Consider the following 14,267-nt stretch of genomic DNA (forward strand, 5'->3'; position numbering starts at 1 on the left):
GGCGACCTGCTCGTAGGCCGCGAGGTAGCGGGCCAGCAACCCGGCATCGAGGCTAGGGCAGCGGGCGGCGAGCCAGCCGGCGTCGCGGCGGAGGCGGGCAGCGAGGAAGCCAGCCGTCCGGGCGTGGAGCACGACCCCGACCGTCACGAAGTCGCCCCGGAGCGGGCACGGCACGACGCGCACCGTGGCGTAGTCGTAATCGTGGAGCTGGGGTTCGGTCGGGGCGCTCATCGTCGGTACGGCAGCGAGGCGGGCGTGGCGGACTGCACAGCCACCCGGGCTTGCTCCGCTTCCTCGGCAAACGCGCGGGATGTTTCGAGGCGGGCCCGGAAGTAGTCGGCATATGCCTGCCGGTTAGCCTCGGCCGTCTCGAAGGGTGGCGTCCGGCCGGGCGGGGCGTCCATCAGCATCGCGTCCGGGACGGCGGCGAGCACGTCGTGCACGGCCTCTCCGGTGAGGCGCGGCGCGAGGCGGGCGTCGGCGTCGGCGATGCTCGCGGCGCGCGGGAGCAAGACGTGGTCTCTGATCGAGGCGAAGGCGGCACGGGCGCGGGCCTCGGTCACGCTCGGCCAGTCGTGGTGAAAGTAGAGCGCCGCGCCGTGGTCGATCAGCCAGACCTCGTCCTCCCACACGAGCAGGTTCGGGTTGCGCGCCGTCCGGTCGATGTTGGTCGTGAGCGCGTCGAGCCAGACGATCTCGGCGGCCCGCGCCGGGTCGACCAGGTCGGCCGCCGCGACGGGGTCGTAGGTGAACGCCCCGTCGAGGTAGCGCAGGCCGACGTTGGCACCCCGGCTGCCGCGCAGGATGTCCTGAATCTCCGGGTCCGGCTCCGTCCGCCCGAAGCCCTCGCCCAGGTCGACTACGGCGAGGTCCGGCACCGGCAGCCCGAGGTGCTGCGCGAGCTGCCCGACGATCAGCTCGGCGAGGAGTGCCGGAGCCCCCTGTCCCGCGCCGCGAAACTTAACCACGAAGAGGTCGCTGCTCTCCGTCTCTATGATGGCGGGCAGCGAGCCGCCCTCGCGGAGCGGCACGGCGTAGCGCGCGGCAGTGTGGGTCGAGAGTGGCGGAGGCATGGCGGCGGGGGTTAGACGCTACCGTTGTAGCGCGGGCGAGGCGCAGCGTTCCAGAAGTAGACCGTACTCCGCGGTGCCGTTCGGCAGTGCGCCAAGCACACGACCTAACGAAGCAGGATAAAAATAACTTGTCTTGTGTCTCGCCGCGTTGTACGTTTGCGCTACTGTTTGTAGTATGGTTCGTCACCCCGGCTCTTAATGATCGTGCCCGGCCCACCGCCCAGGCGCTCGCGCCCGACCCGACGCGCAGCCGCGCTGCTTCTCGCGGCAGTGCTGGGCGGGTGGAGCGCGCACGCGCACGGCGCGCTGGACGCGCCCCCGGACGGCCTGTGGTTCCACCACCTCACGAACGAGGACGGGCTGCCCCAGAACTTCGTGACCGCGATGGCCCAGGACAACACGGGCTACCTCTGGTTCGCCACCGTCGGCGGGCTGGCGCGCTTCGACGGGCGCGAGGTAGTCGTCTTCCAGCCGGACCCCGACGACCCGGCGTCGCTCCCCGAGATGACGGTCCTCGCCCTCACCGTGGCGCGCGACGGAACGCTCTGGATCGGGACGCAGAACCTGGGCCTGGTACGCTACCGGCCCGACGGGACCTTCGCCTCCTACCCCTTCGCTGGCGCGCCCGGCGGGCCGGGCCTGCCGGACCAGGTCGAGAGCATCGCTGAGGCTGCCGATGGCACGCTCTGGGTTGCCGGGGCCGGACGCTTGGCCCGCTTCGATCCGGGCACAGGCGAGGCCGAGCGCATCGACACCGGCCCGCACGTCGTCGGCCGGGCGCTGCTCGCCCGCGGCGACGCGGTCTGGGCCGGGGCTCCCAGCACCCTGCTCCGCATCGAGGCCGGCACGGGCCGGTGGGAGGCCGTCGCGCTGCCTCCCGCGCGGGCCGACCCGGGCGCGTTCCTCCCGAGCCGGCTCCTGATGAGCCGCGACGGCCAACTCCATGTGGGGACAACCGAGGGACTGCTGGGCTACGACCCCGTCACTGGGCGGTTCAGCGACCACCGCGACGCCGTCGGGGGGCTGGTCCAGGACGTCGCGGCCTACGGCGAGGCCGCCCTGCTGCTGCTCTCGCGCCGAGGGCTCGAGCACTTCGACACGCGCACCGGCGCGGCGACGGTCGTCCTCGACTCCTTCTACGACCTCCCGACCCTCCCCAGCCTCCTCCCGTTCGTCTCGGTCTTCATCAGCTCCGACGGCGTGCTGTGGCTCGGCTCCAACGGCACGGGCGTCCTCTACGCCGACCTCCGCACGAGTCGCTTTCCGCTCTACGGCTCCATTCCCGGCGACCCGAGCACGCTCGCCAACCCGTTCGTCCGCTCGGTCGCGGCGGACTCCGCGACGGCCTGGATCGGGACGGCGCGCGGGGGAATCGCGCGGATGGACCTCCGCACCCGTGCCGTCGAGCGGCTGGGCCCTGCCCCCTTCGGTCCTGGAAACCCTGACCGGTTCGACTCGGAGGAGACCGCGTGGGGCCTCGACCTCGACCGGTCGGGCCGGCTCTGGGCCTCCTACCCGGACCGGACCGAACTGCGCGACCCACAGACCGGCCGCCTCGTGCAGCGCTACCCAGTCCCGGAAGCGTACGCGCCGGTCTTTGCGCCCATGTTCCACTACGAGGACGCCCGCGGCCGGCACTGGACCGGCCGCCCGACCTTCGGCACAGTCGATCCGGAGACGGGCAGCTTCAGTCCCGTGCTCGGTACGCCGGAGGAGCCACTCGTGGTGCACCGCCTCCACGACGCCGGCAACACCTTCTGGCTTGCCACGCTGGACCGCGGCCTCGTCCGCTACGATCTCGCCACCGGCGACACCGTAGCCTACCGCCCCGTTCTGGGCGACGGTACCTCGGTGTCGTCGGACAACGTCCAGAGTCTCTGGGCCGGTGAAGACGGCACGCTCTGGCTCGGGACGCTGGCCGGGCTCAACCGCTTCGACCCGGCCTCCGGCACCGCGGTGCGCTACACCTCGCAGAACAGCGAACTGCCGAACAACTTCGTCAACGGCCTCCTCGGCGACGACCGCGGCCACCTCTGGATCAGCACTAACCGGGGCCTGACCCGGTTCGACCCGGCGACCGACGCCTTCATCACGTACGCCGTGGACCGGGGCTTGCAGTCGAGCGAGTTCAACCGGGGGGCCTATGCCCGCTCGCCGGGCGGGACGCTCCTCTTCGGCGGCATCGAGGGCCTCAACGTGTTCGACCCGGCGGCGCTCGTGGACAACCAGACGCCGCCCCGGCTCGCGCTCTCGGACTTCTCGGTCAACGGGGTCCCGATGCGCACGGCCGGCCCGGCGCTCGCCGAGGCGCTCGGGCCGGACCAGAACACGCTGCGGTTTCAGTACACGGCGCTCCACTTCAGCAACCCTGCGCTCAACCGGTTTCAGTACCGGCTCGCAGGCTACGACGCCGACTGGAGCGCCGTCACGGACCGCAACGCGGTGCGCTACACCAACCTGCCACCCGGTGCCTACACGTTCCACCTCCGGGCGGCCAACCCGTTTGGGGTGTGGAGCAAGGCCGAGGCGCTGCTCAGCTTTTCGGTCCGGCCCCCAGTGTGGGCGTCGTGGTGGTTCCGGCTGCTCGCGCTCGGCCTCTTCGTGGCCGCGGCCGGGGTGGTCGCGCTGTACCGCCACCGGAGGGTGCGCCAGCGCGAGGACGAGCTCCGGCACCTCGTGGGCGAGCGCACGGCGGCCCTCCGCGCCGAGAAGGACCTGACCGAGCAGCAGGCCAGCGCCCTCCTCGCCCAGAGCCTGCAGCAGCGCCGCCTCTTCGCCGACCTCAGCCACGAGACGCGGACCCCGCTGACGCTCATCCTCAGCCCCGTCGAGCAGCTCCTCGAGACCGACCTCGACACGCCCACGCGGCGCGCGCTGACGCTCGTGCGGCGCAACGCTCACCGCCTGCTGTTCTTCTTCAACCAGATCCTCGACCTCGCCCGGCTCGAAGGCGGGGCGATGACGCTCCAGCCGCGCCGCTTCGACCTCGGCGAGTTCGTCGAGGGCGTGGTGCAAGCCTTCCAGAACCTCGCCCTCGGCCGCCAGCAGCGCCTCACGGCCGCTGTGCCCGACCTGCCGGTCTTCGTGACGGCCGACCCCGCCATGCTGGAGGTGGTGCTGTTCAACCTCGTCGGCAACGCGCTCAAGTTCACGCCGGCCGGCGGGCGCGTCCACGTCGCGCTCTCGGCGTCCGAGCACCGCGTGCGGCTCACCGTCGAGGACACCGGCGTCGGCATCGCGCCCGAGCACCTGGGCTACGTCTTCGACCGGTTCGAGCGCGCGGCGTCGGACGAGCCCGGGACGGGCATCGGCCTGGCGCTGGTGCGCGAGATCGCCCGCGCCCACGGCGGCGACGTGCAGGTCGAGAGCACGCTGGGCGAGGGCACGACCTTCACGATGGCGTGGCCGCGCCTGGCGCTCGGCGAGGACGCCCCGCCGCTGGCCGAGTTCGCCCTCGGCGACAACCCCGAGGTGCTCTTCCGCAGCCTGGACTCGTCCGAGGACACGGCCTCGCCGGGCGACAGCACGACGATCCTCGTCGTGGACGACAATGACGACGTGCGCGGCTACATCCGCGACCTCCTCGCGCCTTCGTTCCACGTCGTCCAGGCCGCCGCGGGCGAGGAGGGCCTGGCGAAGGCCCGCGACGTCGTGCCCGACCTCGTCGTCTCCGACGTACGGATGCCGGGCCTGGACGGCTACGAGCTGTGCGCCGCCATCAAAGCCGACCCCGCGCTCCAGTTCGTCCCCGTCATCCTCCTCACCGCCGACGGAGCCGCCCCGAGCCGCGTGCGCGGGCTCGAACTCGGGGCCGACGACTTCGTGGTCAAGCCGTTCCACGCGCCGGAACTCAGGGCGCGGATCGACAACCTCCTCGCCTCGCGCCGCGCCTGGCGGGAGCGCCTCGGCGTGCCCGCACCGCTGGACCTGCCCTTCGAGGACGCCTTCGAGGACCTACCCGCGGCCGACGACGCGCTCCGGGCCCGGCTCGGGGAGATCATCCACGAGCGCTTCGTCGACGGCGACTTCTCGGCCGGGCCGCTGGCCGAGGCGGCGGGCCTGAGTTCCGCTCACCTCCGCCGCAAGACGCAGGAACTCTTCGGCCACTCCCCGACGGAGCTGATCCGGCGCTACCGGCTGCGCCAAGCCGCGAGCCTGCTGAAGCGGGGGACGGGCACCGTCGCCGAGATCGCCTACTCGGTCGGGTTCAACAGTGTGTCCTACTTCACGCGCGCCTTCCGGGACCTGTACGAGGTCGTGCCGTCGGCCTATGCGGACACGGCTCCGGGGCCGTCCGCTGGCGAGGAAGAGGCGGCATAGCGCTCTGCCGGGCGAGGGCATCGGGGGGCGGTTGGCTCGGCGCGTGCCTGTGCGCGGAGCGCTCTGGATGCTGCACCAAGCGCTCATGAGCGAATTATGTGATCGATGAAGCGCTCCGTGGTAGAGCGCGCCGGGCGCTCGTGGGGATCATTGGCCCGTCAGCCACGCTGCCCCCACTCTCCGCCACGCTGCATGATCCACGCATCCCTCAGCCCCGTCCGCCTCGCCAGGCCGGAGGCCGCCAGCGGGGACTACGCGCCCTCGCCCCGGCTGCGCCAGGCCCTGCGCCACCTGCACTCTGACCTCCGGGACCGCACCCCGGAGTCGGTGGCACGCGCGGCCAGTCCCCAGCCCGCACGCCCCGGCGAAGGCTCTACCGAAGCGCCCCGCGTCCTCCTCTACTCCACCGCCCCGACGCTGCGGCTCTACCTCTGCGCGTGCCTCAGCGCATCCTACGCCCTCGACGACACGGCGGACGTGCTCCACCACACCAGCCAGCCCACGTTCTCCCGTCCCGACCTAATGATCACCGACCTCGTCACCCTGGAGCGTACCCGCTTCGCCCTGCTCGAGCTGCGCGAGCCCGGCGGCCCGCTGGCGGGAATTCCCTTTCTGCTGCTGTCCCAGGAGCCCGGTACCCGGCTGCGATGCGGCCCGGCCGCCAGACCCGACCGCGTGCTTTCTATCCCCGTCATGCCCGACGCACTGCGCAGCATAGTGCAGGCGCTGGCAAGCCCGACGCACACCGGCCAGCCGTGACCTCCGGGGCCCCCCCGTTCTCTGCCACCACCCAGGACGGGGGGACGGGCTCCCCCGGATAGGCGCTTCCCACCACCGTGCGAGCCAGCGCCCGGCCTTGTCAGCCGTCTACGTTCGCACACGGCCCCCGGTGTCCACCATGCACCGGGGGCCTTTTTCTTAGGGGGCCGTCACGGACCCGGTGCTCCGGCGACGTTCCCGGCACACTCTATCTCTTCGCGTCCCGGCAGGGCACGAAATAACGACTTGACTTTCATTCCACCATGCCCTACTGTGAGTGCGTCCTGCTACCATAACCCATCTACCGCTATGCGACTTCTTACCGTTCTATTCGCTCTCGTTTTTCTACCTGCAGCCGCCCTCGCCCAAACGCCCGGCTCCTGCGACCCCGGAACGGCCGAGACCGACCTCAACGTCGGCGACGTGCAGGCGCGCCTCTTCAACACCGGCAGCCTCTTCTTCGGCGGCTCGACCACCAACGGCACCGGCTACCTCGTCCCGAAAGGCGAGGGCACGCCGCCCATCTTCGCCGCCGGCGTGTGGGTCGGCGGCCTGATCGGCGGCGACCTCCGCACCGCCGGCTCGCGCTACGATGACTTCGAGTTCTGGCCCGGTCCGCTCGACGACGGCGCGACGCTGCCCGAAGAGGACTGCTCCAGCTTTGACCGCATCTGGAACGTCAGCGTCTTCGACGTGCAGCAGTTCGACGACACCGGCGTCGCCACGCCTGACCTCGCCGAGTGGCCCGCCGACCTCGGCGCGCCGGTCGTGGACGGCAACGGGGACCCCGACGACTACGACCTCGAAGGCGGCGACCGGCCGCTCGTCTACGGCCACCAGACCGCGTTCTGGGTGATGAACGACGTCGGCAACACGCACCTCGAGACCGGCAGCGATCCGATTGGGCTGGAGGTCCGCGTGACAGCGTTCACCTCGGGCGAGCTCGCGCTCGACCGGTACACGTTCTACCGCTACGAGCTCGTCAACCGCAACACGGCACCGTTCGAGGACGCCTACCTCAGCTTCTTCACTGACCCGGACCTCGGCGGTGCCGTCGACGACTACGTCGGGAGTGACCCGGCGCGGTCGATGGCGTTCGCCTACAACGCGGACAACGATGACGCCGTCTACGGTACGCCGCCGCCTGCGGTCGGCTACGATCTTCTCACCGGCGGCGCGTCCTCTTCCTACTTCGAGAACGCGCCTGGTCCCACGAGCGACCCCGGCAGCGCGGCCGAGTTCTACAACTACATGCGTGGGCTCTGGAAAGACGGCATACCCATCACGCGGGGCGGTAACGGCTACATGACCGACGGCGACGTCACCCCGTGGGCGTTCTCCGGCGACCCGGCGGCCGACGCGTTCTGGAGCGAGGTGAACGCGGATGGCGATGGCCAGGACAACCCCTCTGGCGACCGGCGCCAGCTTATCTCGTCACCCGCCTTCACGCTTGCGCCGGGCGCGAGCCAGACGTTCGACCTCGCCATCGTCTTCGCTGAGGGCAGCGACAACCTCGACTCGGTGACCGAGCTGCGGGCCGTCTCCGACGCCGTCCAGACGCGCTACGACGAAGACGACCTCTTCGTCCCCGGCCCGACACCGCCTGCCCCCGGCGCGCTCGCCACGCCGGACCTGCTCGCCCCGAGCGACGAGGCCACGATCGTGGACGCCAGCGCGGTGCTCTCGTGGAGCGCCGTGTCTGGAGCCGAGACCTACCGCGTCGAAGTAGCCACCGATGCCGATTTCTCCGACCGCGAGGTCTCCTACGTCTCCGGAACGACCCTCACCTTCGAGGGCGACGTAAATGAGGTGACGGACTACGTCTGGCGCGTGCAGGCGACGGCGCGCGGCCTGCTGACGAGTGTCTTCTCCGACGCTCGCACGTTCACGCTCTACCGCTACGAGTTCGACAACTTCGGGGAGGGCGTCGGCATCGTCGAGATCGCCTCGCCCGACGGCGACCCCTGCGGCGGCTCCCCGGACGACCCCGGGTGCAGCCTCTACGGCGGCAACGCCGTCTGGCTCGACGCCAACTCGACCGGCGACTACGTCGTCACCAACCCCGACAACGACCTCAGCGAACTGCTCCAGTTCCCCAGCGTCATCGACGGCGACAACTTCGAGATGCGCTTCACCAGCGACTGCGCGACGGCGGGCAACTGCCTCGGCGTCTTCGCCTCGACGGCCCCCGGGAACAACGACGACCTCATCGCGAGCGTCCCGTTCGAGCTGTGGAACACCGGGTCCGAGAACGGCGACACCGACGAGGTGCGGATGATCCCCCTCCTGCGCGCTCCGAGCGGAGCCGACCCAAGCGAGACCTGGGCCGACACGTTCCCGGCGACGGAGAATGTCACCGTCGGCATGGGGACGGAGAGCCTTGGCGTCACACACCGGGTGCTCTGGATGATGCCGGACCGCGCCGACGGCTACGCGCTGTTCGCGGCCGCCGCGGGCGGCTTCGGCGGTGTGGGCGCGACCTACGACGCCGACAACGACGGCGACACGCAGGTCGACCCCGGCCCGGACGGGCAGGACTGCCGGAGCCAGGGCTACTACATCGACTACTGCTACCGCGGCGGCGGCACCCGCTTAGTGCCGCCGATCGGCGGGCTCGACGGGATGCAGATCGCTGACCTCGCGGACGACGGGACCACACCCGCCGCCGGTACCCTCATCCGCCTCGACGCTGAGGAGCGCCTCTTGACCGACGCCGAGGACGAGGGTCTGGGTTTACCGTCGAGCTTCGCGCTCGGCGCGTCCTACCCAAACCCGTTCAGCGTCTCGGCGACCGTACCGTTCGAACTTCAGGAGGCCGGGACCGTGCGCCTCGCCGTCGTCGACGTGCTCGGGCGCGAGGTGGCCGTGCTGACCGAAGGCACGCTGGCCGCCGGCGTCCACCGGGCGACGCTCGACGGGTCGCGCCTGGCCAGCGGCGTCTACTTCGTCGTGCTGGAGGCCGACGGGCAGCGGCAGGTCCGCAAGATGATGCGTCTGCGCTGAGCGCCGACGTCTTACCTGAACCGGCAGAGCACCGCGCTGGCAACCCGGCGCGGTGCTCTGCTGTATCGTCTTCACCCGCTGCGGCGGTCTCCCCTCCCCCTTCTCTCTGACCTACGCTCTCCATGTCCGATACCCCAGGCCGCTCCTCCGTCCGGCTCATTGCCATCACCGTCGGGTTCATCTTCCTGGCTGTGATCGGTATCCTCGTGTTCCGGGGCTGCCATGAGAGCGGCATGGGCGAGGACCAAGTCCGCCCGACGACCCCGCTGCCTGGCACCCAGGAGACGGGCATGCACTTCATCCCCGACGCTCCCCTGCTTCCGCAGGCTAAAGGTTTGGTCTAAGCGGTGGCGTACCCAGCCCGCCGTGCGGTGCGTATCATAGGCCCCGTGCACCGCTCGTATCTGCTGGGCGTCTCCGATATGGCTCGACTTCTTCTCTTCGTCCTCGCTGCGTTTCTGCTCGCTGCGCCTGTAGCGGCCCAGGCCGTCCCGGACACGGCACTAGCGACCCTGCCGGCGCTGCCCGAGGCCCCGGTGGAGGTCGTGCCCCAGGACAGCCTCGCCGACGAGATGGCGATGCTGCAGGCCGCCGTCGCAGGGCTGGCGGCCCAGAACGACAGCCTTGCCCGCGCCCTCGCCGAGCGCCCTGCGCGGATTGACACCGTCGTGATGCGCGACACGACGGCGCGGGGCGTGGCCGGCGAAGCGGCGGGACGCGTCGCCCAGGAGGCAAAGGACGCGTTTCGGAACTTCGTCCCGCGGCTCATCTTCTCGGCGCTGCTGCTCGTCGCGGCGCTCTACCTCCTGCGCGGGCTCGTGTGGCTCCTCGAAGCGCTCGCCGCCCGCACCGCCGAGCGGCGGCTGTTCTACAAGCGCCTCATCCCGATCGTCCGGCTGCTGGTCTGGGCGCTCGCGGTCTACCTCATCATCGCGGCCGTCTTCCAGATTCCAGGCAACAGCCTCCTCGCGGCGGCGGCGGCGGTCGGCGTCGCGGTCGGGTTCGCGGCGCAGGAGGTGCTCAAGAACATCTTCGGCGGCCTCGTGATCATCCTCGACCAGCCGTTCCAGGTCGGCGACAAGATCGCCGTCGAGGGGACCTACGGCGAGGTCGTCTCGATTGGGCTACGCTCGACGCGGATTGTGACGCCGGACGACAACCTCGTCTCGGTCCCCAACGCCCAGGTCGTCGACGGGCAGGTGTCGAACGCGAACGCGGGCGAGCTCAACCTCCAGGTCGTGACCGAGCTCTACCTCCCGGGCTGGGTCGACGTCTCGCTCGCCAAGCGGATCGCCTACGAGGCGGCGGCCAACTCGAAGTACGTCTACCTCAACAAGCCGATCGTGGTGATCGCGAAGGACGAGTTCCGGGAGACGTTCTTGCTCCTGCTCAAGGTGAAGGCTTACGTCCTCGACACGCGCTACGAGTTCCTGCTGATGAGCGACGTGACCGAGGCGGCGAAGGCTGAGTTCCTCCGCCACGGCCTGCTCAACCCGATGTGGAAGCTCCATGACTTCCTCGACGAGATGATCGAGGACGACGAGGACGGCGACCGGCCGAGTGCTGCCGGAGACGGCGAAGCCCCGTCCGTCATCGCTCCCGGCGGCGCGCCCCTCCTCGATCCCCCCGCCGGCCCATGACCGACGCGTCTCCGCCCCTGGCCTGGCTCGACGCCGACGCCGAGCTGAAGGACCGCCTCGATGCCTTCGACCGCGACACCCGCGAGGCCGTGGCGGCGCTGCGCGAGGCCCTCGGCGCGGAGGTCGCCGAGCCGCTCCGCCGCCTGGTCGCCGAGACCGCTGCCGCGCACCGCCGCGAGATGACGACCCACGGCTTCGACCGGGCCCTCGACGACCCGCCGCGCCCGCCCGCCGTACTGTGGGACGCGCTGACGGCGTACCGGGCCGGGACGACCGATACCTACACGGCCTTCCGCGAGGGCTTGGGCACTCTCGACCTCGGCCAGCAGATCGGCCGTCTTTACGAAGATGAGGCCCGTGCGTTCATCGAGGAAGCCGAACAGGCCCCAGAGGCGCTGGTCCGCCCCGAGCCAGAGGGACTGGTGGAGGCCGAGGCCGGCGACAGCATCGCTCTCATCGCCCGCAAGCTCGGCGAGCGGACGCGGCGGCGCACCCGGGCCGCCGGCCGAGGGCTCGCAAACGGGCTCGGCCGGGTCGTCGGCAAGACGCCCAGCGCTCTCGACCCGCACGCGCAGGCCGTCCCGCTCCGGGCGCTCCTGACGGAGCAGGCCACGGTCCGCCTCCCGCGCCTCCTGCTGGCCGACCACGAGCGTGTGCAGATGGAGATCGGGCAGCACGTGGCCCGGCTCGAAGGGGCGTTCGCGGCGTGGGCCGGGGAGCTTCTCCGGCTCGAATCCGGGCTGGACCGGCCGCGCTTCCACACGGCTGAGGCCCTCGAATGGGCTGTGGACGGGGGGCAGCGCACGGAAGACAGAGAACAGGGGACGGAGGACAGGAAGACGGGAGAGGAGGTGATGGAGGACGGGGTGGACGGCGAGGAAGTGCGGGCGGCGGAGGCGGAGGCCGAGCTCACGGCGAAGGTCCGGCGGGTGCGGGAGGTCGTGCAGACGCTCGACGCGGCGCTGCACGAGGCCGCGCTCACGCTGCCTCCGGTGGACGAGGCGGCCCTCGACGCGGCGCGCGACCGGCTCGCCGAGCGCGTCCGCCGCAGCGGCTTCGACAGCGACCGCCCGGCACGGCCCGGCGACGCGGAGCCGCTCGGCGAGCTCGCGTCGGCGGTGGCGCGCTGGAGCGGCTGGCACCACAACATCGTCCGCCGCCTTGGCGTGGACGGCCTGCTGCTGAAGCTGCGCGGCCAGCTCGTCGACGAGGTGGACGTGCTCGTGGACCGCGTCGCCGAGGCCGTCGTGGTGCCCGTGCAGACGACGGTGGAGCAGGCGACCGGTGAGTTGAACCGGCTGCGGTCCGAGGCCCGCGCCGCCTGCGACCGCTGCGACGCCCCGGCCCCGCTCGCCGAGGCGCTCCGCGATCTCCTGCGCCGCGCCCTCGACCACTCCGACCGCATCATGCTGCCGGCGCTCCAGCCGGTCTCGCTGGACCGCGCCGTCGAGGAGGCCGTCGCCGCCACGCGGGAGCGGCTGGCCGAGATCGTCCGCCCCCTCCCGGAGCGTGTCACGCTCCACGCCCGGCTCGGGCCGGACCACGCCGGCCGCCCTGGGGCCGCGGCCGAGGTCGGGCTGCGCAGGATCGTCGGCTCCACGCTCAGCGAGGAGTTCGAGGCCCGGCTCGTCAAGAGCGCCGAGCCGCTGCGCCAGCCCATCCTCCGCGCCCTCGCCGAAGCCGAGAACGTCCGCGACATCGTCCGCTTCAACCTCGAGACGGCCATCGAGGAGTTGGAAAACGCCGAGGACGAGACCGCCGGGGACGCCGCCGAGGACGAGCCGGACGAGGACGGAGCCCACGCCCTCGCAAATGCGCGCGAGCTAAGCGTGGACGGCCTCGCCCGCGCCGAGGAGCGCCTTGTCGGGGTCGCCACGCTGCTGGCCGAGCCGTGGCAGGACTTCGTGCGCCGGGCCACGGAGATTTTCGAGGGCAGTTGGACCACACTGCACGACCGCTCCAACGCCGAGACCCTCGTCGCCGCCAGCCTGCTCGACCTCAAGGCGCGGACGCGCCAGGCCGCCGAGCGGCTGCGGGAGGACGCCGTGGCCCTCGCCGGGCGCGCCCGGACCGCGTTCGAGAAGTGGTTCCGCTTCGGGCGCGGCAAGGCCAAGCGGCTCGTCGAGATGGGGCAGCAGGCCGCCGGCCTGGCCGAGCAGAGCGCCTCCGACCGCCGCCGCACGCTCGACGCCCTCGCCGAAGCGGCGACGCTCCACGCTGGCCTCCCGCTCGTCTACCGCCGCCTGTTCTCGTTCAAACCCGTCGCCGACCCCACGCTCTTCGTCGGCCGCACGACCGAACTCGCCCGCATCGCCGACCACGCCGAGCGCTGGCGCGCGGGCCGCGACACGAGCACCCTCGTCGTCACGGCTGAGCCCGGCGGCGGGCGGACCTCGTTCCTCAACGTCATCGAGAGCACCGTTCTGCGGGAGGACGAGCCCGCCCGCCTCGTCCTCACCGAGCGCATCGAGACCGAAGAGGGCATCGCCTCGCGGATCGGCGAGGCGCTCGGCCTGGGGGCGGCGCTGCGGACGTTCGACATGCTGGAGGCCGTGCTGCTCTCGCATGCCCACGCCGAGCAGCGGCACGTCTGCCTGCTCGAAGGCTTGCAGCACCTCATACTCCGCGCACCCGACGGGCTGGAGCTGATCGAGCGGACGCTCATCTTCCTCTCGCGCACCGACACGCGCGTGCTGTGGATCGGCACGGCGGTGCTGCCGGGGTGGCGGTTCGTCGAGCGGACGGCCCCGCAGATCACCGGCCTCGTGGACACCGTCGCCCTGCCCCCGCTCTCGCGCGACGAGGTCGAGACGGCGCTCGCCAAGCGCCACGCGCGGAGCGGGCTCCCGCTCACGTTCGCCGCGCCGTCGGAGTCAGCCCCGCTCCTGACGCGCCGCCTCAACAAGGCCGAGACGCCCGAGGCCAAGCAGGCCGTCTTGCGGGGGGACTTTTTCGACGGCCTCTACCGCGCCAGCGGCTCGAACCTCCGCCTCGCGCTCCTCTACTGGCTCCGCGCCGCCGACTTCCAGCGCGGCACCGACGAGGTCACGGCCGACACCCTCACGCTCCGGCCCGTCCGCCCGCTCGATTTCGCCTTCGTCGGCACCTTCGACCTCTCGCGCTCGTTCGCGCTCAAGGCGCTCCTGCAGCACGGCACGCTCACGCTTGCCGAGTACGACCGCATCTTCCGCACCAGCCGCGAGGAGAGCTTCCTCGTCTTCGAGTCGCTCTACAACCTCCGCCTCATCCAGCGCGCCGACAGCCCCGACGGCACACTCTCGGCGCGGCGCAACGGGGCTGCCGCGTCCGCGATGCAGACGGTCCAGGAGGGGGCTCGGTACCGGCTCCATCCTCTCGTCGTCGCCCCGGTCACGAACGCGCTCCGCACGAAGAACATGCTGTGATGGTTGGCGAAAGGGTGGATGGGAGAACGGGCGAAGGGGAGAAACTTTTTCGGCGTCGCCTTTCAACA

Annotated in this window: 8 protein-coding genes; 6 read left to right on the forward strand and 2 right to left on the reverse strand. The window is 71.4% G+C overall.

Going from position 1 to position 14,267, the window contains the following annotated elements; all coding sequences use genetic code 11:
- Together AAGI91_14465 and AAGI91_14470 are read right to left on the reverse strand one after the other, a co-directional pair.
- Positions 1-231: DUF3037 domain-containing protein (locus AAGI91_14465; protein MEM1043817.1), on the reverse strand; the 231-nt coding region annotated here is incomplete at its 3' end.
- On the reverse strand, positions 228-1,073 hold the full coding sequence (locus AAGI91_14470; protein MEM1043818.1) for a HipA family kinase: 846 nt from the start codon (positions 1,071-1,073) through the stop codon (positions 228-230). The genes AAGI91_14465 and AAGI91_14470, both read right to left, overlap by 4 nt.
- Before the next feature lie 198 nt (positions 1,074-1,271).
- Here AAGI91_14470 and AAGI91_14475 point away from each other — a divergent pair, with 198 nt between their 5' ends.
- From AAGI91_14475 to AAGI91_14500, 6 genes are all read left to right on the forward strand, one after another.
- A complete protein-coding gene (locus AAGI91_14475) occupies positions 1,272-5,393 on the forward strand; it encodes an ATP-binding protein (protein ID MEM1043819.1) in 4,122 nt (1,373 codons plus the stop codon).
- 192 nt (positions 5,394-5,585) lie between these two features.
- Complete coding sequence (locus tag AAGI91_14480) at positions 5,586-6,152, forward strand: hypothetical protein (protein ID MEM1043820.1); 567 nt, start codon at positions 5,586-5,588, stop codon at positions 6,150-6,152.
- Between the two features lie 309 nt (positions 6,153-6,461).
- Positions 6,462-9,155, forward strand: a complete 2,694-nt coding sequence (locus AAGI91_14485) for a T9SS type A sorting domain-containing protein (protein ID MEM1043821.1) — start codon at positions 6,462-6,464, stop codon at positions 9,153-9,155.
- A gap of 122 nt (positions 9,156-9,277) precedes the next feature.
- On the forward strand, positions 9,278-9,499 hold the full coding sequence (locus tag AAGI91_14490; GenBank protein ID MEM1043822.1) for a hypothetical protein: 222 nt from the start codon (positions 9,278-9,280) through the stop codon (positions 9,497-9,499).
- 78 nt (positions 9,500-9,577) lie between these two features.
- On the forward strand, positions 9,578-10,795 hold the full coding sequence (locus AAGI91_14495) for a mechanosensitive ion channel domain-containing protein (protein ID MEM1043823.1): 1,218 nt from the start codon (positions 9,578-9,580) through the stop codon (positions 10,793-10,795).
- Positions 10,792-14,199 (forward strand): hypothetical protein, encoded by a 3,408-nt coding sequence (locus tag AAGI91_14500; protein MEM1043824.1) that lies wholly within the window; start codon positions 10,792-10,794, stop codon positions 14,197-14,199. The genes AAGI91_14495 and AAGI91_14500 overlap by 4 nt, the downstream gene beginning before the upstream one ends.
- Positions 14,200-14,267: the final 68 nt, after the last annotated feature.

It is taken from the genome of Bacteroidota bacterium, assembly GCA_038746285.1.
GTDB lineage: Bacteria > Bacteroidota > Rhodothermia > Rhodothermales > JANQRZ01 > JANQRZ01.